This window comes from Polaromonas aquatica (genome assembly GCF_042659145.1).
GTDB lineage: Bacteria > Pseudomonadota > Gammaproteobacteria > Burkholderiales > Burkholderiaceae_C > Polaromonas > Polaromonas aquatica.
The window spans coordinates 199,404-221,413 of record NZ_JBHSRS010000082.1 but is presented as its reverse complement, the minus strand read 5'-3'; the positions used below and the strand labels follow the sequence as shown (position 1 = coordinate 221,413).

Annotated in this window: 21 protein-coding genes; 10 read left to right on the top strand and 11 right to left on the bottom strand. The window is 61.5% G+C overall.

The features are described 5' to 3' along the window. Window positions 1–19 precede the first annotated feature (19 nt). From ACFQND_RS18810 to ruvC, 10 genes are all read left to right on the top strand, one after another. A complete protein-coding gene (locus ACFQND_RS18810; protein ID WP_371437019.1) occupies window positions 20–829 on the top strand; it encodes an SURF1 family protein in 810 nt (269 codons plus the stop codon). Continuing rightward, a complete protein-coding gene (locus tag ACFQND_RS18805; RefSeq protein ID WP_377414329.1) occupies window positions 813–2,150 on the top strand; it encodes an ATP-binding protein in 1,338 nt (445 codons plus the stop codon). The genes ACFQND_RS18810 and ACFQND_RS18805 overlap by 17 nt, the downstream gene beginning before the upstream one ends. Then, window positions 2,140–2,676 (top strand): response regulator transcription factor, encoded by a 537-nt coding sequence (locus ACFQND_RS18800; RefSeq protein ID WP_371437017.1) that lies wholly within the window; start codon window positions 2,140–2,142, stop codon window positions 2,674–2,676. Before ACFQND_RS18805 ends, ACFQND_RS18800 begins: the two co-directional genes overlap by 11 nt. A 139-nt stretch (window positions 2,677–2,815) precedes the next feature. Next, a complete protein-coding gene (locus ACFQND_RS18795) occupies window positions 2,816–3,415 on the top strand; it encodes a YqiA/YcfP family alpha/beta fold hydrolase (RefSeq protein ID WP_371437016.1) in 600 nt (199 codons plus the stop codon). 34 nt (window positions 3,416–3,449) lie between these two features. Then, window positions 3,450–5,510 (top strand): RNB domain-containing ribonuclease, encoded by a 2,061-nt coding sequence (locus ACFQND_RS18790; RefSeq protein WP_371437015.1) that lies wholly within the window; start codon window positions 3,450–3,452, stop codon window positions 5,508–5,510. A 40-nt stretch (window positions 5,511–5,550) separates the two neighbouring features. Further along, window positions 5,551–6,399, top strand: a complete 849-nt coding sequence (locus tag ACFQND_RS18785; protein WP_371437014.1) for a TonB C-terminal domain-containing protein — start codon at window positions 5,551–5,553, stop codon at window positions 6,397–6,399. A gap of 41 nt (window positions 6,400–6,440) precedes the next feature. Beyond that, window positions 6,441–7,202, top strand: a complete 762-nt coding sequence (locus tag ACFQND_RS18780) for a transglycosylase domain-containing protein (RefSeq protein WP_371437013.1) — start codon at window positions 6,441–6,443, stop codon at window positions 7,200–7,202. Window positions 7,203–7,208: 6 nt separating this feature from the next. Next, entirely contained in the window at window positions 7,209–7,841 is a 633-nt protein-coding gene (locus ACFQND_RS18775; RefSeq protein WP_371437012.1) for a lysophospholipid acyltransferase family protein, read from the top strand. Then, entirely contained in the window at window positions 7,841–8,821 is a 981-nt protein-coding gene (locus ACFQND_RS18770) for a phosphatidate cytidylyltransferase (RefSeq protein ID WP_371437108.1), read from the top strand. The genes ACFQND_RS18775 and ACFQND_RS18770 overlap by 1 nt, the downstream gene beginning before the upstream one ends. A gap of 115 nt (window positions 8,822–8,936) precedes the next feature. Continuing rightward, on the top strand, window positions 8,937–9,485 hold the full coding sequence (gene ruvC, locus ACFQND_RS18765; RefSeq protein ID WP_371437011.1) for a crossover junction endodeoxyribonuclease RuvC: 549 nt from the start codon (window positions 8,937–8,939) through the stop codon (window positions 9,483–9,485). A gap of 12 nt (window positions 9,486–9,497) precedes the next feature. On the opposite strand, the gene ACFQND_RS18760 is transcribed toward ruvC, so the two are convergent. The 11 genes from ACFQND_RS18760 to mraY form a co-directional block, all read right to left on the bottom strand. Next, window positions 9,498–9,674 (bottom strand): hypothetical protein, encoded by a 177-nt coding sequence (locus ACFQND_RS18760; protein ID WP_371437010.1) that lies wholly within the window; start codon window positions 9,672–9,674, stop codon window positions 9,498–9,500. 18 nt (window positions 9,675–9,692) lie between these two features. Then, window positions 9,693–10,616, bottom strand: coding sequence for a UDP-3-O-acyl-N-acetylglucosamine deacetylase (gene lpxC, locus ACFQND_RS18755; protein WP_371437009.1), 924 nt, complete (start codon window positions 10,614–10,616; stop codon window positions 9,693–9,695). Window positions 10,617–10,895: 279 nt separating this feature from the next. Next, window positions 10,896–12,125, bottom strand: a complete 1,230-nt coding sequence (gene ftsZ, locus ACFQND_RS18750; RefSeq protein ID WP_371437008.1) for a cell division protein FtsZ — start codon at window positions 12,123–12,125, stop codon at window positions 10,896–10,898. 141 nt (window positions 12,126–12,266) lie between these two features. Then, complete coding sequence (gene ftsA / locus ACFQND_RS18745) at window positions 12,267–13,496, bottom strand: cell division protein FtsA (protein ID WP_371437007.1); 1,230 nt, start codon at window positions 13,494–13,496, stop codon at window positions 12,267–12,269. A gap of 4 nt (window positions 13,497–13,500) precedes the next feature. Further along, entirely contained in the window at window positions 13,501–14,304 is an 804-nt protein-coding gene (locus ACFQND_RS18740; protein WP_371437006.1) for a cell division protein FtsQ/DivIB, read from the bottom strand. Further along, window positions 14,301–15,308 (bottom strand): D-alanine--D-alanine ligase, encoded by a 1,008-nt coding sequence (locus tag ACFQND_RS18735; RefSeq protein WP_371437005.1) that lies wholly within the window; start codon window positions 15,306–15,308, stop codon window positions 14,301–14,303. The genes ACFQND_RS18740 and ACFQND_RS18735 overlap by 4 nt, the downstream gene beginning before the upstream one ends. Then, window positions 15,308–16,738, bottom strand: coding sequence for a UDP-N-acetylmuramate--L-alanine ligase (gene murC, locus ACFQND_RS18730; RefSeq protein ID WP_371437004.1), 1,431 nt, complete (start codon window positions 16,736–16,738; stop codon window positions 15,308–15,310). Before murC ends, ACFQND_RS18735 begins: the two co-directional genes overlap by 1 nt. Further along, window positions 16,735–17,817, bottom strand: coding sequence for an undecaprenyldiphospho-muramoylpentapeptide beta-N-acetylglucosaminyltransferase (gene murG, locus ACFQND_RS18725; RefSeq protein ID WP_371437003.1), 1,083 nt, complete (start codon window positions 17,815–17,817; stop codon window positions 16,735–16,737). Before murG ends, murC begins: the two co-directional genes overlap by 4 nt. Then, window positions 17,814–19,067: a putative lipid II flippase FtsW gene (gene ftsW / locus ACFQND_RS18720; RefSeq protein WP_371437002.1), complete on the bottom strand. Its 1,254-nt coding sequence runs from the start codon at window positions 19,065–19,067 to the stop codon at window positions 17,814–17,816. Before ftsW ends, murG begins: the two co-directional genes overlap by 4 nt. Continuing rightward, window positions 19,064–20,779, bottom strand: a complete 1,716-nt coding sequence (gene murD, locus ACFQND_RS18715) for a UDP-N-acetylmuramoyl-L-alanine--D-glutamate ligase (protein WP_371437001.1) — start codon at window positions 20,777–20,779, stop codon at window positions 19,064–19,066. The genes ftsW and murD overlap by 4 nt, the downstream gene beginning before the upstream one ends. Further along, the gene (gene mraY / locus ACFQND_RS18710; RefSeq protein WP_371437000.1) at window positions 20,776–21,954 is read right to left on the bottom strand and encodes a phospho-N-acetylmuramoyl-pentapeptide-transferase; all 1,179 of its coding nucleotides are present in this window, start codon (window positions 21,952–21,954) and stop codon (window positions 20,776–20,778) included. The genes murD and mraY overlap by 4 nt, the downstream gene beginning before the upstream one ends. Between the last annotated feature and the right edge of the window lie 56 nt (window positions 21,955–22,010).

Sequence of the window (22,010 nt, the reverse complement as noted above, 5' to 3'; positions counted from 1 at the left end):
GCCAGGCTTGATCACAACCATGGCCAGCCGCGCGCCGCGTTCCACGGCAAGTTGTCTCGCGCTGGCTGTCCTCGCCATCCTGCTGTTTACAGGTTTTCTGGCGCTAGGCGTCTGGCAGGTGGAGCGCCGCGCCTGGAAACTGGACCTGATGGAACGCGTGGCACAGCGCGTGCATGCACCAGCGGCGCCGCTCCCACCCATGGCCGAATGGCCGCAGATCACGGCCGCCAGCGATGAATACCGGCGCTTGCAGGTCAGCGGCCATTTTCTCCATGACCGCGAAACCCTGGTCCAGGCCGTGACCACCCAGGGCGCCGGCTTTTGGGTTTTGACCCCCTTGCAGCTGGCAGATGGCACAACCCTGCTGATCAACCGCGGCTTTGTGCCACCTGAGGCCCGCACGCGCGCCACTCGGCTTGCGACCGAAAACAAGGCTGAAGTCACCCTTTCTGGCCTGTTGCGCCTGAGTGAGCCCGTTGGCGGGTTCCTGCGCCACAACGACCCCGCCGGCGATCGCTGGTTTTCGCGCGATGTCGCGGCCATCGCCCAGGCACGCGGCCTGAGCCAAACCGCCCCCTTCTTTCTCGATGCCGACGCGCCAGCCCAAAACAGTGCCAGTGCGGCCCCGGCCTGGCCGTTAGGTGGCCTGACCGTCATCACTTTCAAGAACAACCATCTGGTGTACGCACTCACCTGGTTCGGCCTGGCGCTGATGGTGCTGGTCGCCAGCGCCCTGGTGGTGCGAGAAGAGCGCCAGCGCCGCCGCGAGCGACTGGAGGACAATACAGGCCATGTCGACCGCGAAACCGCCGATGCCACATCCGACTGAGGCCGGCAACCCGCCGCCCGTGTCCAGCGGGCTTGATCGTCTGGACGATGCCACCGGCCTGAAAAACCTGCAGCAGCTGATCCAGTTGCGCTGGATCGCGGTGATAGGCCAGCTCGCCACCATCGCCGTCGTGAACTTCGGTTTTGGCATAGCACTGCCGCTGCAGCAGATGCTGGTGGTGCTGAGCGGCCTGGTGCTCTTCAACATCATCAGCCAGTTGCGCTGGCGCACCCGGCGCAGGGTCAGCAACAACGAGTTGTTCCTGGCCTTGCTGGTGGACGTGGCGATGCTGACCGCACAGCTTTTCCTCAGCGGCGGTGCGACCAACCCGTTTACTTTTTTGTACCTGCTGCAGATCGCCCTGGGCGCGGTGCTGCTGCAAGCCTGGTCGGTCTGGACCATGGTCGCCATCACCACGGCCTGCCTCATCAGCCTGACCGTTTTCGGCCGACCGCTGCCGCTGCCGCTGGATCCCGAAAACGGACTCACCAGCCCCTATATGCAGGGCATCCTGGTGTGTTTCGTCCTCAACGCGGGCCTGCTGGTGACCTTCATCATGCGCATCAGCCACAACCTGCAGGAGCGCGACGCACGCCTGGCCAGCCTGCGCCAGCGCGCGGCCGAGGAAGAACACATCGTGCGCATGGGCCTGCTCGCGTCGGGCGCGGCGCATGAGCTGGGCACCCCGCTCGCGACCCTGGCAGTCATCCTGGGAGACTGGAAACACATGCCCACCTTCACGGCCGACCCCGACCTGCAGCTGGAAATCAGCGAGATGCAGGCGCAGGTCCTGCGCTGCAAGACCATCGTCAGCGGCATCCTGCTTTCGGCCGGCGAGGCCAGGGGTGAATCGTCGGAAAAAACATCGATCTGCACCTTTCTCGACGAACTTGCCGAGGAATGGCGCAGCACGCGCCCCGTGCCTTCTTTTTCCTACAAAAACCAGGTGGACCAGGATCTGCCCATGGTCTCCGACTCCACCCTCAAGCAGATGCTCTGCAATGTGCTGGACAACGCGCTCGAGGCTTCACCCACCTGGGTCGGTCTGGAGGCGGCGCTTGATGCCGACACCCTGACGCTGACAGTCACCGACCGGGGCCCCGGCTTTGCCCCGGCAATGCTGGCGCAGCTTGGCAAACCCTACCAGTCCAGCAAGGGGCGGCTGGGCGGCGGCCTCGGCCTGTTTCTGGTCGTCAATGTGGCGCGCACACTGGGCGGCAGCGTCGCTGCGCACAACCGCCCCGAAGGCGGCGCCGTTGTGACCATCACCCTGCCGCTCACGGCCATCACGCTGGGAAAGGATGCTGCCCATGCCGGCTGATCGCCAGTTGCTCATCGTCGAGGACGACGCGGCCTTCGCCCGCACCCTGGGCCGTTCCTTCGAACGCCGGGGTTATGCGGTGCAATTGGCAGCCAGCCTGGACGATGTCGTCACCCTGCTGCAGAACCAATCACCGGCTTACGCGGTGGTCGACCTGAAACTCAACGGCGACGCCTCGGGACTGGCCTGTGTGCAGGCCCTGAACGCGCACGACCCGGAAATGCTGATCGTGGTCCTGACCGGCTTTGCCAGCATCGCCACGGCGGTCGAGGCCATCAAGCTCGGCGCCTGCCATTACCTGGCCAAACCGTCCAACACCGACGACATCGAAGCCGCCTTTGGCCGGGTCACGGGCAACACCGAAGTGAAACTGACCAACCGCTCCTCGTCGATCAAGACGCTGGAGTGGGAGCGCATACACCAGACCCTGGTGGAGGCCGACTTCAACATCTCCGAAGCCGCGCGCAGGCTGGGCATGCACAGGCGCACCTTGGCCCGCAAGCTCGAAAAACAGCAGGTCAAGTAGGCCGCGCCGGCCTGCAGCGGCCATACGCTACTCTTTTGATAGCTGCCTGCGCACATTCCTCCGTGGCCAGGGGCATATTTCTTATGAATTTTGGGCCTGTCCGGGCTGCGACCAGCGAGCCGGCCCTTACCATTGCATCATGCCTACCACCCACCTGCTCTACCTCCACGGTTTCCGGTCCTCTCCGCAATCGGCCAAGGCCAGACAAGTCGCAGCTTGGGTTAAAAACCACCACCCGGACGTGACCTGGTGGTGCCCGCAGCTGCCGCCCTCCCCAAAACAGGCCATGCACGAAATCATGGCCGGGATCGCCGGCTGGCCCGGCAGCCAGGGCTTTGAGCGCATGGCCGTCGTCGGCTCCTCGCTGGGCGGGTTTTATGCGACCTGGGTGGCTGAAAAAATGGGCTGCAAGGCGGTCCTGCTCAATCCCGCTGTAGAGCCGGCGCGCGACCTGGGCAAGTACATTGGCGAGCAGGCTGCATGGCATAACCCCGATGAAAAATTCTTCTTCCAGCCGGAGTTTGTGGATGAACTGCGCGACTTGCACGCCGGGCCGCTCAAGACAGCGCAAAACTACCTGGCCGTGATTGCCAAGGGCGACGAGGTGCTGGACTGGCGCGAAATGACGGCACGTTATGCCGGCGCGCACATTCGCCTGGTCGAAGGCAGCGACCATGCGCTGAGCGATTTTGACGACCACCTGCCGGCCATCCTCGATTTTCTGGACCTGGCGGCCTGATTACACTCGCTACAAGCCATTTAAGGACCCCATTTTGTTTGTATTGTTTGAAGAAGCCGGCAAGTTTCTGGCCGGCCGTATTTTGTCTGAGGCGGACAGCTCGCTGCAGGTGGAGCTCGACTCGGGCAAGCGCGTCAAGGTCAAGGCAGTCAATGCGCTGCTGAAGTTCGAAAAACCATCGCCTGCGGAGCTGATCGCCGCCGGCCAGAAGCTCAGCGCTGACATCGAGCTGGAACTGGCCTGGGAATTTGCCAGCGAAGAAGAATTCGGCTTTGCCGACCTGGCGCGCGATTACTTCAGTGCCGACCCGTCCAAACCAGCATCGCTGGAACAGCAGGCTGCTGCGCTGTTCCGATTGTTCGAGGCGCCGCATTATTTCAGGCGCGCCGGCAAGGGCCGTTTTAAAAAGGCCCCCGCCGAAATCCTGCAACTGGCATTGGCTGCCATCGAAAAGAAAAAACAGCTCGCACTGCAGATCACGGCCTGGGCCGAGGCGCTGGCGCAAGGCGATTGCCCTGAACCGATACGCGAGCAGCTTTACAAAATCCTGTTCAAGCCCGACAAAAACAGCGCCGAATACAAGGCCGTGGTGGAGGCCTCACGCAACACCCACACCGCCCCGCTGGACCTGCTGCAGAAATCCGGCGCCATCGCCTCTCCTTACCAGTTCCACTGGAAGCGCTTTTTGTTCGAAAATTTCCCCAAAGGCACGGGCTTCCCGGCACTGCAGGCGCCGGAAATCAGGGACGAGCTGCCGCTGGCCAACGTACAGGCATTTTCCATAGACGATTCGGCCACCACCGAGATCGACGACGCGCTGTCGGTGCAGGGCCTGGGCAGCGGCACCATCACGCTGGGTATCCACATCGCAGCGCCTGGCCTGGCGGTATTGCCCGGCAGCCCGATTGACGCTGTGGGCCGCACGCGGCTTTCCACCGTTTACATGCCCGGCTACAAAGTGACCATGCTGCCCGACGAGATCGTCCAAAGCTACACCCTGCAGGAAGGCCGCAACTGCCCGTCCCTGTCGCTTTACGTCACACTGGACGAAACCACGCTGGAGATCAAGGAAAGCGTCACCCGGCTGGAGCAGGTGCCCATCGTCAGCAACCTGCGCCACGACAAGCTGGACAGCACCTTCACAGAGGCGTTTTTTGAAGCGGCACAAACCAGCCCGCCTGTCGGCGTGCAATGGGGCGTGGAACTGACCTTCTTGCACCGGCTGGCCAAACACCTCAAGGCGCAACGCGAAATCGTGCGCGGCAAACCGGAAAACTTCAACCGGCCCGACTACAACTTCAAGCTGGACAACCCCACAGGCGGCGAGCCGCAGGGCAACGAAATCGTCAGCATCACGACCCGCCAGCGCGGCGCGCCTCTCGATTTGATCGTGGCCGAGGCCATGATCCTGGCCAACAGCACCTGGGGCCTGTGGCTGGCCGAGCACGGCGTGCCCGGCATTTACCGCAGCCAGGCCAGCATGGCACCCGGCGTGAAAGTGCGCATGGGCACCAAATCGCTGCCGCACGCCGGCCTGGGCGTCAAAAGTTACGCCTGGAGCACCTCGCCGCTACGCCGCTACACCGACCTGGTCAACCAGTGGCAGATCATTGCCTGCGCCAAACACGGCCGCACGGCGGCACTGGCTGCGCCTTTCAAACCCAAGGACGCCGAGCTGTTCTCGATCATCTCGGGTTTTGATGCCGCCTACAGCGCCTACAACGGCTTCCAGGCCGGTATCGAGCGTTACTGGACGCTGAAGTACCTGCAGCAGAACAACATCACGGAATTGACGGCAACGGCCTTCAAGGACAACCTGGTGCGCGCCGACGAGCTGCCGCTGGTGCTGCCGGCCGTGGGTGCGCAAGGCTTGCCGCGCGGTGCCAGGGTGCGTGTGCGCCTGGGCGAGATCGATGAAATCACGCTGGATATCACCGGGGCCGTGATCGAGCGGCTGGACGTGATTGCCGATGAGTCAGCAGACGTGACGGAGGAAGACGATGACGACGCCGGCATGGCCGCCGGCCCGATCTCGATTGCAGTCGATGTGGACGAACCGGCAACCGATGCCGCAGCCGTTTCCACCACGGGCTAGTCGGTATTTGAACGACGTTTAAGCCTGATAATTCATCCCTGTGAAATCCTTCAGCACACTGCAAATTGCCCTGGGAGCGTCCATCCTGGTCCACGCAGTGCTGTTGACGACGCGTTTTGTGGACCCGGAGAGCTTTAACCGGGTTTTTCACGATACGCCGCTGGAGGTGATCCTGGTCAATGCCAGGGCCAATGAAAAACCCGAGGTCGCCAAAGCCATTGCCCAGGCGTCGCTTTCGGGGGGCGGGGAACTGGACAAGGGCCGCGCCACATCGCCGCTGCCGCCCTCGGCCTTCACGGACCTCGGCGACGCAGCCGAAGACGCGCAACGCAAGGTCGAATCCATGCAGGAGCAGCAAACACAGTTGCTGGCGCAGATCAAGAAGCAGCTGGCAACCATGCCGCCGCCCGACCCCAGCCTGCCAGCCAACGACCCGGTGCAGTCTGAACGCGAAGAAAAGCGCAAACAGCTCATCAAGATCCTCGCGGAGATCGAAAAGCGCATCAACGAAGAAAACGCCAGGCCCAAGAAGCGCTACATCAGCCCGGCCACGCGCGAAGAGGTGTACGCGGTGTACTACGACAGCCTGCGCCGGAAAATCGAAGACAAGGGGACGGTCAACTTCCCGGAACAGGCCGGCAAAAAACTCTACGGCGAGCTCACCATGATCGTCACTGTCAATTTTGACGGCCGCATCCTGGCCACCGAAGTGGTGGAGACCTCCGGCAACCTGACGCTGGACCGCCGGGCGCAGAGCATCGTCAAGGGCACCGGCCCGTTTGATCGTTTTACCGAGGCCATGCGACGCAAGGCCGACCAGATCGTGGTGGTGTCGCGCTTCAAATTCACCCGCGACGAAACGCTTGAGACACGGTTGACCAGCCGCTGACCAGACATGCCGGCACACAACACCAGGTACGGAGCCGCAGCATGAAAGCCTTGCTGCGCCTGCTGGGACTGGTCCTGATCGCGGGGCTGGCCCTGCAGCTTTATTTTGCCGGCCGTATTGCACTGATGAAGGTCGTTGACCCCGAGTCCAGCGCATTTGAGCGTTCTGAAATTTACCGGGTAGCCAAAACCACGGGCAGCCTCAAATGGCGGCAGCAGTGGGTGCCCTACAGCCAGATTTCCGACACGCTGAAAAGAGCCGTGATTGCATCGGAGGACGCCAGCTTTGTGGAGCATGACGGTGTCGATATCGAGGCGCTCGAAAAAGCCTGGGACAAGAACGCCAAGGCAGAACAACGCACTCAACAAGCCGCCAGCAGGCTCGCCGCTGGTAAACAGCAAAACACGCCCGGCAAGGCCGCCGTCAAGCCGCCAAAGATTGTGGGCGGCTCGACCATCACACAGCAGCTGGCGAAAAACCTCTTTTTGTCCGGCGAACGCACCCTGCTGCGCAAAGGCCAGGAGCTGGTACTGACCTTGATGCTGGAAGCCCTGCTGAGCAAGGAACGCATCCTTGAGATTTACCTGAACAATGTGGAGTGGGGTGAAGGTGTGTTTGGCGCAGAGGCCGCCGCGCAGCACTATTACCGCAAGCCTGCGTCACGCCTGAGCGCCTATGAAGCCGCGCGCCTGGCGGTGATGCTGCCGCGGCCCAAATATTTTGAAACCCGCCCGAACTCGGGTTACCTGTCCTCACGCGCCGGCACCATCGTCGCGCGCATGGGCGGTGTGGAACTGCCCTGACAAGGTATGAGCGAAAAACTCTCCCCTTTGCTGGCCAGGTTGATGGGCATTTTCCTGCTGGGCCTGATCCGCGTACTCACTGGCGCTCAGGCACGCTGGCAAGGCTGTCCGCCGAAAGCCGAGCAGCGCATTTACTTTGCCAACCACCAGAGCCACGCGGACCTGATCCTGATGTGGGCCGCACTGCCGGAAGAGCTGCGCAGCATCACCCGGCCGATTGCCGCCAGGGACTACTGGACCAAAACCCCCTTCAAGAAATGGATCACCACGGCGGTCTTTAACGCCATCTATGTGGATCGCGTCAAGACCAGTGACCAGGACCCGCTGGAACCCCTGGTCGAAGCGCTGACAAACGGCGACTCCATCATCCTGTTCCCCGAGGGCACGCGCGGCAACCAGGACGAGCCGCAAAACTTCAAGTCAGGCCTGTACAACCTGGCGCAGAAATTCCCGGATGTCGTGCTGGTGCCGGCCTGGATCAACAACGTGCAACGTGTGATGCCCAAGGGCGAAGTCGTGCCCGTGCCTATCCTGTGTTCAGTCACCTTTGGCACACCCATTACGCTGGGCAGCGAAGAGGACCGCAACCACTTCCTGGCCCGTGCGCGCCAGGCCGTCATGGTGCTCAGGGAATCATGATCAACAGTTTTTTACGCAGCCTGTCACCGTCGCAGCAGGTCGGCCTGTTGTTTGTCGTGGTTTTTGGGCTGCTGGCCGTTATCAGCATCACGGCCTTTGTGATGTCGCTCAAGGACAGGCACGAGGACGACCTGCACACGCAAAAACTCAGGGAGTTCAACGGCCTGCTGAGGACTTCATGGATGATGTCCACGGTATTCTGGGTCGGCTGGGCGCTGGGCGAGACGGTGGCAACGGTGCTGTTTGGCCTGGTCGCTTTTTTTGCGCTGCGCGAATTCATCACGCTCTCGCCCACACGCCAGGGCGACCACCGCAGCCTGGTGCTGGCTTTTTTTGTGGTGCTGCCGGTGCAGTTTGCGCTGGTCATCATGCGCTACTTCGACCTGGTCACGGTGTTCATCCCGGTCTACGTGTTCCTCGCGATTCCCGTGGTCAGCGCGCTGGCGGACGACCCCCAGCGCTTCCTGGAACGCAACGCCAAACTGCAATGGGGCATCATGGTCTGTGTATACGGCATCAGCCACGTGCCGGCCCTGCTGCTGCTCAAGTTTCCGGACTACCAGGGTAAAAACGCCTTCCTCGTGTTCTTCCTGGTGTTTGTGGTGCAGAGCTGCATGATCGTGCAGCACCTGGTGAACAAAAGGCTGAAACGCAAACCCATTGCACCCCACGTGAGCCAGAGTTTTAACTGGAGCGGCTGGCTGATTGCAGTGCTCGTAGCCAGCCTGGTCGGCGGCCTGATGGCCGCCCTCACCCCGTTCAAGCCGGCGCAGGCTGTGGCCATGGCCCTGATCGCCTGTGTGGCCGGCTCACTGGGACACCTGGTCATGAAGGCGCTCAAGCGCGACCGCGGCATCACCAACTGGGGCTCGGAAGGCCGCTCCGTCACCGGCGCCAGCGGGCTGCTGGACCGGGTGGATGCCCTGTGTTTTGCGGCACCTGTATTTTTTCATTCGGTTCGATGGTATTTTGGAATATGAGCAGCACTACAAACGTGGGGGTCAGACAATTTCCCGCAGGGCCGCCCCAAGGGAAATTAGCCCCCTCGGGGGGCAGCGTATTACACACAGTGAAAAGCGTGGGGACCGCATAACTATGCGTATCCTGGGCATTGATCCCGGCTTGCAGATCACCGGCTTCGGCGTGGTCGATGTCGACGGCCAGCAACTGCGCTATGTGGCCAGCGGCACCATCAAAACCACGCACCTTGACCGGGGCGACCTGCCCGCACGCCTGAAAGTGCTGTTTGACGGCGTGCGTGAGGTCGTCGAACGTTACCAGCCGGAATACTCGTCGGTCGAAATTGTGTTTGTCAACGTGAACCCGCAGGCCACGCTGCTGCTGGGGCAGGCACGCGGGGCCTGCGTGACGGCACTGGTGTCCTGCGATCTGCCGGTGGCCGAATACACCGCCCTGCAGCTCAAAAAAGCGGTGGCGGGTTATGGCAAGGCCGGCAAGGCAGAAGTGCAGCAGATGGTCATGCGCCTGCTCAAGCTGCCTGCGTTGCCGGGCAAGGATGCGGCCGATGCCCTGGGCCTGGCGATCACGCATGCACATGCGGGACGCTCATCCGCCATCCTGGCAGCGGCTACTGCGCTGAAACCGAAATCAAGCGCCGCCTACAAGGCCGGGCGCCACTACTGACCAGGCGGCGCTTCAGGCAATGCGCTCAAGAATGAGCACCGCAAAAAAGCCGAAAGCCGCAATCAGAGTCCATTTGAGAATGGTCAGGCCGAATTTCTTGAACCGGACCTGCCCGGTCCCGGCATAAAACATGAAGGACACTACGGCAGACAAAAGCAGGAGCAGGATGAGCCAGCGAAAAAGCAGCATGGGCGTCTTTAAGAGGGACTACCAGGCGCGCGCCAAAGTCGCAAAACCCTGGGGTGCGCGTTTTTCGTCTTCAAACGTGACGACCTCATAAGCATCCTGGTGCGACAGCAGCTCACGCAGCAGCTTGTTGTTCATGGCGTGGCCTGAGCGAAAGGCACTGTAGGCCGCCAGCAGCGGCTTGCCCAGCAGGTGCAGGTCGCCCATGGCATCGAGGATTTTGTGCTTCACGAACTCATCGTTGTAGCGCAGGCCATCGCTGTTGAGAACCTTGTAGTCGTCCATGACGATGGCGTTGTCCAGGCCACCGCCCAGCGCCAGCCCATTGGCACGCATCATCTCGACGTCCTTGGTAAAACCAAAGGTCCGGGCCCTGGCAATGTCGCGTGTATAGGACCCCGAGCCCAGGTCAAACTCGACACACTGACCGGTGGAGTCCACAGCCGGATGGTCAAAATCAATTTCAAAACTGAGCTTGTAGCCGTCGTAAGGGCTCAGGCGCGCCCACTTGGCTGTAGCGCCCTCGCCTTCACGCACCTCGACAGGTTTAAGCACGCGGACAAAACGTTTCGGGGCGTTTTGCAATTCAATGCCTGCCGACTGCAGCAAAAACACAAATGACGACGCCGACCCGTCCAGGATGGGCACTTCTTCGGCTGTGATATCGATGTACAGGTTGTCAATGCCCAGACCCGCACAGGCCGACATCAAGTGCTCGACGGTATGGACCTTGGCATGACCTGCCGATATGGTGGAAGCCAGCCGGGTATCGGTAACCGCCAGTGCAGAAATGGCAATGTCCACAGGCTGGGGTAAATCGACCCGGCGAAAAACAATGCCCGTATCAGGCGCAGCAGGCCGCAAAGTCAGCTCGACCCGCTGGCCGCTGTGCAGGCCCACGCCGACCGCCTTGGTCAGGGACTTGATGGTTCGTTGGGCAAGCATGGACTTATTTTAATTTGAGAGCGTCAAGAGCGTGTCAAGACGCCGGACAGGGGCAAGCAAGGCTTAAACCCCCTCGCACTTATCTTGAGCCACTGGCTTTTATTGCAACTCGGCAAAAACTATCACCGGCATAGTCACACGCTCACTTAATCACCGTAACCGATTAATGGGATGAAAAGCGTGGCGAGCGGCCCTAGCTTGCATTGAGGAGCGGAAACGTACATCAGTACGTTGAGCACCGGAGATGCGAGATCGGGCCGCGCAGTAGCTTTACACCCATTAATCAGCTTGTTTGCGCAGGAAGGCTGGAATCTCGAAGTCATCCATGCCGCCCGATGCCAGCGCATCGACCTTGGCCGCCGCCTGCGTGCGGTTGGTGCGCCACACACTGGGCACAGACATGTTGCCATAGTCGGGCTGAGCGGACCCCACGGAAGGATGGGCAGCGCCCATTCCGCCGGCCACAGAGTTGAGCGTGGGCACATGGAACGGCACGTTGTCCGTACCGGTACGCAGCACCTGCAGTGGCGGGGCCGTGCGGCGGGCGCCCTGGCGGCTCAGGCCGGTGGCGACCACGGTCACGCGAATGTTGTCGCCCAGTTCGTCATCGTAGGCCGTGCCATAGATCACATGCGCATCAGGCGACGCATAAGCACGAATGGTGTTCATTGCCAGCTTGGACTCGCTCAGTTTGAGCGAACCCTTGGCTGCCGTGATCAACACCAGCACGCCCTTGGCGCCCGACAGGTCTATGCCTTCCAGCAACGGGCAGGCCACGGCCTGCTCGGCGGCGATGCGTGCGCGGTCCGGGCCGTTGGCCTTGGCCGTGCCCATCATGGCCTTGCCCGGTTCGCCCATCACGGTGCGCACGTCTTCAAAGTCGACGTTGACGTGGCCGGGCACATTGATGATTTCGGCAATACCGCCCACGGCATTCTTCAGCACGTCGTTGGCGTGCGCAAAGGCTTCGTCCTGGGTCACGTCATCGCCCAGCACTTCCAGCAGCTTTTCGTTGAGCACCACGATCAGCGAGTCGACATTGGCTTCCAGTTCAGCCAGGCCCAGGTCGGCATTGGTCATGCGGCGGCCGCCTTCGAACTCGAAAGGTTTGGTCACCACACCCACGGTGAGGATGCCCATCTCCTTGGCCACACGTGCAATGACAGGCGCAGCGCCCGTCCCCGTTCCGCCGCCCATGCCGGCGGTGATGAACAGCATGTGCGCACCAGCGATGGCGGTGCGGATGTCATCCACCGCCAGTTCGGCCGCGTCACGGCCCTTGTCGGGCTTGCTGCCGGCGCCCAGGCCGCTGGCCCCGAGCTGTATGGTCTTGTGCGCATTGCCGCGGCCGAGTGCCTGCGCGTCGGTGTTGGCACAGATGAACTCGACGCCCTGCACGCCGCAGTCAATCATGTGGTCCACGGCGTTGCCGCCGCCACCGCCGACGCCAATCACCTTGATCTGCGTGCCTTGGTTGAACTCTTCGATTTCAATCATTTCGATGCTCATTTGGAGCCTCCTAATTCAGTATGTTGCAGTTGCCAAAAATTTTTGAGATTGTTGTATTGACATGTTTTCATGAAGGCGGATCCGCGCCTCCTGATCGCGTACATCGTGGGGCAGCCCGGATAAAAGCAGAGTAATGTTTCATCAGAAGTTCCCCACAAACCAGTCCTTGACCCGGCCAAAGGCGTTGTGCACGCTGCCCGCCTTCTGCGAGACCTTGTAGCCGCGCATGCGCGCCAGGCGGGCCTCTTCGAGCAGGCCCATGACCGTCGCGGCACGCGCCTGCGCGACCATGTCCGACAGAGCGCTGGAGTAACGCGGGATGCCGCGCCGCACGGGCTTGAGAAAGATGTCCTCGCCCAGTTCAACCATGCCCGGCATCACCGCGCTGCCGCCGGTGATCACGATCCCGGATGACAGCACCTCTTCATAGCCCGACTCGCGGATGACCTGTTGCACCAGCGAAAAAATCTCTTCGATGCGCGGCTCGATCACGCCGGCCAGGGCCTGCTTGCTGAGCATGCGCGGCGCCCGGTCGCCCAAGCCCGGTACTTCGACCTGCGTGTCGGGGTCGGCCAGCAGCTGCTTGGCAAAACCGCTCTCGACCTTGATGTCTTCAGCGTCCTTGGTCGGTGTGCGCAGGGCCATGGCGATGTCGCTGGTGATCAGGTCGCCGGCAATCGGTATCACAGCCGTGTGGCGAATGGCGCCGCCGGTAAAGATGGCAACGTCGGTGGTACCTGCGCCAATATCGACCATCGCAACGCCGAGTTCCTGCTCATCCTGCGTCAGCACGGCCAGGCTGGAAGCCAGCGGGTTCAGCATCAGCTGGTCCACCTCAAGGCCGCAGCGGCGCACGCACTTGATGATGTTCTCGGCGGCGCTCTGCGCGCCGGTCACGATATGCACTTTGGCCTCCAGGCGTATGCCGCTCATGCCTATGGGCTCGCGCACATCCTGCCCGTCGATCACAAACTCCTGCGGCTCGACCAGCAGCAGGCGCTGGTCTGTCGAGATGTTGATGGCCTTGGCAGTTTCAATCACACGTGCCACGTCGGCCTGCGTAACTTCCTTGTCCTTCACCGCCACCATGCCGCTGGAGTTGATGCCGCGAATATGACTGCCGGTGATGCCGGTGTAGACACGGGCAATCTTGCAGTCGGCCATCAGCTCGGCCTCCTTGAGCGCTTGCTGGATGCTTTGCACCGTAGCATCTATATTGACCACAACGCCACGCTTGAGCCCATTGCTGGCAGCGATGCCCAGGCCCGCAAGTTTGAGTTCCCCGCCCTGCAGTACTTCGGCAACCACGACCATGACCTTGCTGGTCCCAATGTCCAGTCCGACTACCAGATCTTTGTATTCTTTGGCCATCTCTTTACCTTTTAGCTTTCTTGTCCTCTTTGTCCCCGGGATTGACCGTGGTGACACCTCTTAACTTGAGCGCATAGCCATTGCCATAACGCAGATCGGCCGACTCGAAATCCCTGCCGTACCGGGAAGAAACCTGGGTAAGCGTTGCAGTGAAGCGCTGCGCCCTGGCCTGGATTTCATCCAGCGAGCCATGGCCCAGCTCCAGCACCGCGCCACTGTCAAGCCGCGCACGCCAGCTGCCCTGCCCCGTCAGCTCCAGCCGCTCCAGCACCGCATCCAGCTTTTCGAACAGGGGCGAGAGCATCTGGTAAGCCTGAAGCACCAGCGCGGCCTGTCCTGGCGGCCCGCTGAGCTGCGGCAGGTCTTCGGCCTCCACCTCTCCCTGGTTGGCCTCGAACACCTCGCCAAAGCTGTTGACAAGGCGCGAATCGCCTTCAGGCCCCCAATAGGCAATGGCCTCATGCTCCTGCAACACCACCTTCAGGCGATTCGGGAACTGGCGCTGCACCACCGCCCTGCGCACCCACGGCACCGATTCAAAAACGGCACGTGTGCGGCCCAGGTCCACTGTGAAGAAGTTGCCGGTCAACCGGGGCGCCACGTTGGCCCGTAGGGTCACCGCATTGTTGTGGCTCAAATCGCCCTGCACGCTGATGGCGCTCAGGTTAAACAGCGGCTGGCGCATGAGCCATGCCACCGCCAGCGCCAATACCATGGCAGCAAACACCAGGCCGCACACGAGCGCCAGGGCGTTCATGAGCCTGACGTCGAGCGGCAATGGTTTTGGCAATGGCAGGGCACGTTTCAAATGGCGGCTCCCGTCTTTTCCTTGTTTTGCTCAGGAGCGGATTTCTGGTGGTCCAGCGCGGCCGTCCTGAGCACCTCAATACAAAGATCTTCATACGAAATACCGGCCGCACGCGCCGACATGGGCACCAGCGAGTGCCCCGTCATGCCGGGCGATGTATTGATCTCAAGCAGGAAGGGCTTGCGCGTGACCTTGTCAATCATCACGTCGGCACGCGCCCAGCCGCGGCAGTTGAGCGTGCGAAAGACCTGCAAAACCAGTTGCTGGATGGCCGCTTCCTCGCCTTCGGGGAGCCCACAGGGCACCAGGTACTGCGTGGTGTCGGTGAAGTATTTGTTCTGGTAGTCGTAATTACCTTCGGGTGCCACGATACGGATGACGGGCAGCGCCTGGGCAGTGCTGCCGCTGCCAAGAACCGGGCAGGTCACCTCATCACCATCGACAAACTGTTCGCACAGGATGTCCGCATCCAGCATGGAGGCCTGTTCCACGGCCTGGGCCATGTCAGCGCGATTCATCACTTTGGTCAGGCCAATCGAAGAGCCTTCCCGCGCAGGCTTGACGATCAGCGGCAGGCCCAGCGCATCCGGGACGGCATCGACATCCGCACTGCTGTAAGCGCCCTTGCGCAGCAGCACATACTTCGGCGTGGGCAATCCCTCGGAGAGCAGCACCCGCTTGGTCATGACCTTGTCAATCGCCATGCTCGACGCCATGACACCCGAGCCGGTATAGGGAATGCCCATAAGCTCCAGCGCGCCCTGCACCGTGCCGTCTTCTCCGAAGCGGCCGTGCAGCGCGATAAAGCAGCGGGCAAAACCCTCCGTCTTCAATTCGCCAATACCGCGCTCGGCCGGGTCAAAGGCATGCGCATCCACACCGCGCGAGCGGAGTGCCTGCAACACACCGTTGCCCGACATCAGTGAAACCTCTCGCTCGGCGGACGCTCCGCCCATGAGCACGGCAACCTTGCCAAAATTCAGGGACTTCTCTTTCTCGCTCATCATCCATGTCCCGCGGGCGCCATGCGCCCTGCGGCCTCCAGAATATCAACCACTTTTCCCGGTACCTGGCCAATGGAACCCGCGCCCATGCACATGATCACGTCACCGTCACGCGCGTTGTCCAGGATGGCCTGCGGCATGGCGCCAATTTCATCCACAAACACCGGCTCAACCTTGCCCGCAACGCGCAAGGCACGCGTCAGCGAACGACCATCAGCGGCGACGATGGGGGTCTCGCCTGCGGCGTAGACTTCGGACAGCAGCACGGCATCGGCGTAGCCTATGACCTTGACAAAATCCTCAAAACAGTCGCGCGTACGGGTGTAGCGGTGCGGCTGGAATGCCAGCACCAGGCGCCGGCCAGGGAAGGCACCGCGTGCGGCGGCAAGCGTCGCGGCCATCTCGACAGGGTGGTGGCCGTAGTCCTCGATCACCGTGAAATGACCGCCGTTTTTTGCCGGCATATCACCGTAACTCTGGAAACGGCGGCCCACGCCCCTGAAGTCAGCCAGGGCCTTTTGCACGGCAGCGTCAGGCACATTGAGCTCAACCGCCACAGCAATGGCAGACAGGGCATTCAGCACGTTGTGCTCGCCGGGAAGGTTGAGGACAACGTCCAGGTCAGGCAGGGTGACGCCATTGCGCCGCTGCGCCGTGAAATGCATTTGCGCACCCACCGGCCGCACATTGACGGCACGCACCTGCGCATCCTCGCCAAACCCGTAGCTGGTGATGGGGCAAGACACCTGCGGCACGATTTCACGCACGGCCGGGTCGTCGGTACACAAAATCGCAGTGCCGTAAAAAGGCATGCGGTGCAGGAAATCGACAAAAGCCTTTTTGAGCTTGCCGAAATCGTGCCCATAGGTCTCCATATGGTCGGCATCAATATTGGTGACCACCGCCATCACAGGCAGCAGGTTGAGGAAGGAAGCATCCGACTCGTCGGCCTCCACCACGATGTAGTCGCCCGAGCCCAGCTTGGCGTTGGCACCGGCGCTGTTGAGGCGCCCGCCTATGACAAACGTGGGATCCAGCCCGCCCTCGGCCAGGATGCTGGCAACCAGGCTGGTCGTTGTGGTTTTGCCATGGGTTCCGGCGATCGCAATGCCTTGCTTCAGGCGCATCAGCTCGGCCAGCATCAGCGCACGCGGAACCACCGGGATACGTTTCTCGCGGGCCACCAGTACTTCGGGGTTATCCGCCTGAACCGCCGTCGAGGTGACGACCGCATCCACGCTTGCAAGGTTCCCTGCAGCATGTCCCACAAAGGTTTTGATGCCCAAACTCGCCAGCCGCTGCAAGGTCGCGCTGTCGGACAGGTCCGAGCCGGAGATCACATAACCAAGGTTGTGCAAGACCTCAGCGATGCCAGACATGCCGGCGCCGCCCAGGCCAATGAAATGAATGTTCTTGATGGCATGTTTCATGTTGCCAACTCCTCGCAAGCGGCCACCACACGATCCGTAGCCTCTGTTTTTTGCATCTTTTTGGCCTGTAGCGCCCTGTTCATGAGCGCAGTGCGCTCTGTTTTTTGTAGCATTCCCGCAAGTTTCTCCGGTGTCAGGTCGCGCTGTTGCTCCAGCCAGCCACCGCCCTGATCCACCAGGAAGCTCGCATTGGTGGTCTGGTGGTCATCTACCGCCGCCGGAAAAGGCACGAACAGCGCGGCTGCGCCTATCGCAGCGATTTCGGTGACTGTGCTCGCTCCGGCGCGGCAAACAATCAGGTCTGCGTCGGCAAAGGCGCTCGCGGTATCGTCAATAAAGGGGGTCAGCACCGCGTCCACGCCTGCAGCCGCGTAGTTCGCACGCAGCTCGTCAATCTGCGCCGCACCGCTCTGGTGTGTGACCAGCGGCCGCTGCTCCGGCGGGATCAGGGCCAGCGCCTTCGGCACGATGGTGTTGAGCCCGCGGGCACCAAGACTGCCGCCAACGACCAGCAGGCGCAAAGGTCCGGAACGCCCGGCAAACCGTGCGGCCGGCTCGGGCTGGGCAGTGAAGGCCGCGCGCAGGGGATTGCCTACCCACTCGGCCTTCTTGAATACATTGGGAAAGGCCGTGAACACCCGATCGGCCACCGAAGCCAGAATTTTGTTGACCATGCCGGCCACCGAATTCTGCTCATGCAGCACAAGCGGTTTGCCCAGCAGGACGCTCATCATGCCTGCCGGAAATGCGATATAGCCTCCGAGGCCGATCACCACATCAGGTTTGACGCGGCGAATGACCTGAATGCTTTGCCAGAAAGCCTTGAGCAGGCGCAAGGGCAGAACAGCCAGCGTGACAGGGCCTTTGCCGCGCACACCGGAAAAGTCAATGGTTTCAAACGGGAACCCGCGCGGCGGCACCAGCCGGCTTTCCATGCTGGGCTGGCCGGCGCTGCCCTTTGCGCCCAACCAGTGCACGCGCCAGCCCTTTTCCCGCAGGGCCTCCGCCACGGCAAGCCCGGGAAAGATATGACCACCGGTGCCGCCAGCCATGACCAGAGCGCAGTGTTGTTTGCTCATGCCCGCCCCCCGCGCATAAGTAATCTATTCTCGTAGTCAATCCGCAGAACCACAGCCAGTGAGATCAGGTTCATCAAGATCGCCGAACCGCCATAACTCATGAGCGGCAAGGTCAGCCCCTTGGTCGGCAAGGCACCAAGATTGACACCAATATTGATAAAGGTCTGAAAGCCCATCCAGATACCGACACCCTGCGCGACAAGGCCGGCAAACAGCCGGTCCAGCGCAATCGACTGACGGCCTATGTGCATGATCCGCCGTGTCATCCACATGAACAGGCCGATCACCACCAGCACGCCTATCAGGCCAAACTCCTCGCCGATCACGGCCATCAGGAAGTCGGTGTGTGCTTCAGGCAACCAGTGCAGTTTCTCAATGCTGCCGCCCAGCCCCACGCCAAAAATTTCACCGCGCCCAAACGCAATCAGGGAATGCGAAAGCTGGTAACCCTTGCCCATGGAGTACTTCTCACTCCACGGATCGAGGTAGGCAAAAATCCGCTCGCGGCGCCAGTCGCTGAGCATCACCATCAGGCCGAATGCCACCACCACCACAGCCGCAATGACAAAAAACATGCGCGCATTGACGCCACCCAGGAAAAGGATGCCCATGGCAATGACAGAGATCACCATGAACGCGCCCATGTCGGGCTCGGCAAGCAGCAGCAGGCCGACAACCGCAATCGCAATCGCCATGGGCATCACGGCACGGAAGAAGCGCTCTTTCACTTCCATTTTCCGTACCATGTAATCTGCGGCGTAGAGCAGTACGGCAAACTTCGCCAGCTCCGACGGCTGGAAGTTCATGAACCCCAGCGTAATCCAGCGGCGCGCGCCGTTGACGCCCTTGCCGATAAAGGGCACCAGCACCAGCATCAGGAGGATCAGGGACACCACAAACAGCCACGGTGCCACCTTCTCCCAGGTTGCCATAGGCACCTGAAAGGCCAGCAGCGCAACAATGAATGCCACCACCAGCGACAGGACATGGCGCGTCAGGAAATGCGTGTGTGCATAACGTGCGAACTTGGGGTTGTCGGGCATCGCCACCGAGGCCGAATACACCATGACCAGGCCCCACATCAGCAAAGCCACAACGACCCAGACCAGCGCCCGGTCAAAACCCGCCAGACGCACGGGCGTTGCAGGCGTCCGCGACAGGCTCTGCCCGCCCAGGCGCACCGGCAAAACATCGGATGCGGCCTTGCCTATACCGGAGAACCAGCCGAAAAGGCGCGTTACGGCTGTCACAGCACAGTCCCCTCTTCATGGGCCAGCGCCTGCACGGCTTCGCAAAAAACCCGCGCGCGGTGCTCGTAGTTGTCGAACATGTCAAAGCTGGCGCAGGCGGGCGACATCAGCACGGCATCACCGGTTTGCGCATGACGCGAAGCGAGGTTCACGGCGTCCTGCATGGAGCTTGCATCCAGCAGCGACACAGCGCTGTCCTGCAACGCAGACCGGATAAGTGGCGCATCGCGTCCAAAAAGCACCACGGCCCGGGCGTAGCGGGCAACCGGCTCGGCCAGCGGCGAGAAGTCCTGCCCCTTGCCTTCACCGCCCAGGATCAATACCAGTTTGCGATCTGCACCCAGGCCCGTCAAGGCGGCCACCGTGGCCCCCACATTGGTGCCCTTGCTGTCGTCAAAGTATTCAATGTCCTTGATGATGGCAACCGACTCCAAGCGATGCGGCTCGCCGCGGTATTCGCGCAACCCGTGCAGCATGGGGGCGAGACTGCAGCCCGCGGCCACAGCAAGGCCGAGCGCGGCAAGCGCATTGGTGGCGTTATGCCGGCCATGAATGCGCAGCGCATCCAGCGGCATCAGGCGCTGGATATGCATCTCCACTTCTTCATGTTTGCGGCGCTTGACGGTTTCATCCGCCTCTGCAGCGCGTACCAGCCACGCCATGCCATTGACGGTTTCAATGCCGTAGTCACCCGGGCGTTGCGGGGCATCGCTGCCAAAGGAAAGGTAGGGACGCGGTGGCGCCTGTTTGCCCCTGGTCACAGGCGCCGGCGGCGGCAAGGCGGCCATCACCAACGGGTCATCCCGATTGAGCAACATCAGGCCGCTGCCATAGATACGGTTCTTGGCCGCGGCGTAAGCCGCAAAAGTCTCATGCCAGTCCAGGTGGTCCTGTGTCAGGTTGAGTACGGTCGCAATCGTCGGCTCGAAATTGCTGACACCGTCCAGCTGGAAACTGGACAGTTCAAGAACCCAGACCTGAGGCATGGCCGGCAATGCGGGCAGCGGTGGCAACTCATCAGGCACCGGCGATAGCTGCGGCAACACTGGCTCATCCAGATCATCCGTGTCGTCGGCCTGCTCCTGCGGCAGCTCATCATCCAGCGCTGCGGACGCAGGAGCCGGCGCCGGCGCTTCAGCGATTTCTGCCTGTTCCGCATCCTTTGCCGCCTGCGCAGCTTCTTCTGCCTGAGCCTGAAGCGCTGCGTCGAGTTTTTCTGCCAGCGTGTCCAGCAGCGTGGGGCCAATATTGCCGGCGACGGCGACCGACTTGCCGGCCCGCTGCACAAGCTGCCCGGTCAACGAGGTCACCGTGGTCTTGCCATTCGTGCCGGTAATGCCTATCACCTGAGGCGCATAACCCCGATCCTGTTTCAAGTCGGCCAGCGCCTGTGCAAACAGGCTGAGTTCATTGCCGCGGGCAATACCCCGGGCTTCGGCGGCATCGACCACACCGGCCACGGCCGAAGGTGAAAGACCAGGGCTTTTCAGAACCAGATCAAAAGCTGCGCTGGCAAACAGGGCTTCGTTCATCCCGGAATGGACAAACGCCACACACGGCAAGGTATCACGCAAAACCTGGAGCTGCGGCGGTGCAGCCCGCGTATCCGCCACCGTCACCCGGGCACCGCAGCGCACACACCAGCGTGCCAGCGCCAGGCCGGAAGCACCCAGCCCCAATACAAGAACGTTCTTTTCAGCCAGGTAATTCATCTCAGCTTGAGTGTTGAAAGACCGACGAGGCACAGCAGCATGGTGATGATCCAGAAACGCACGACCACCTGCGTTTCTTTCCAGCCGCTCTTTTCAAAGTGGTGGTGCAAAGGCGCCATCTTGAGGATGCGCCTGCCCGTGCCGTAGCGTTTTTTGGTGTACTTGAAATACACGACCTGCAGCATGACCGACAGCGCCTCAACCACAAAGATGCCGCCCATGATGGCCAGCACAATTTCCTGGCGCACAATCACTGCGATGGTGCCCAGTGCGGCACCCAGGGCCAGGGCACCAACATCCCCCATGAAAACCTGCGCGGGGTGCGTGTTGAACCACAGGAAAGCCAGCCCGGCACCGGCCAGGGCAGCACAAAAAATAAGCAGCTCGCCAGAGCCCGGGATGTGCGGGAACAGCAGGTACTTTGAGTAAACCGAGCTGCCGGTCACGTAGGCAAACACACCCAGCGCGGACCCCACCATCACGACCGGCATGATGGCCAGGCCGTCCAGGCCGTCCGTCAGGTTGACGGCATTGCTGGAGCCAACGATGACCAGGTAGGTCAGGATCACAAAACCAAACACACCCAGGGGATAGCTGACTTCCTTGACAAACGGCACCAGCAGGCCCGCCTTGGGCGGCAGGTTGACGTCAAAACCCGATTGCACCCAGCTGAAGAAAAGCTCCAGCACACGAAGATTGGAACTCTCAGAAATACTGAACACCAGGTACAGCGCGGCCACCAGGCCGACAACGGATTGCCAGAAGTACTTTTCGCGCGAGCGCATGCCTTCCGGGTCCTTGTGCACCACCTTGCGCCAGTCGTCAGCCCAGCCGATCGCACCAAAGCCCAGGGTGACCAGCAACACAATCCAGACAAAGCGGTTGGACAGGTCCGCCCAGAGCAAGGTTGCAATGGCAATGGACAAAAGAATGAGTACACCACCCATGGTTGGCGTACCGCTCTTGCTCAGATGTGTCTGCATGGCGTATTCACGGATCGGCTGGCCGATCTTGAGCGACACAAGCCGTCGAATGACAAACGGACCCGCCACCAGGCCGATCAGCAGTGCGGTCATCGCCGCCATCACCGCACGGAATGTCAGGTACTGGAAAACACGGAAAGAGCCGAAGTCCGGCGAGATGGACTGCAGCCATTGGGCCAGGTTAAGCAGCATGGTGCGCCTCCTGCAAAGCCAACGCAAAGGCGGTTTGCGCCTTTGCAAGGGACAAC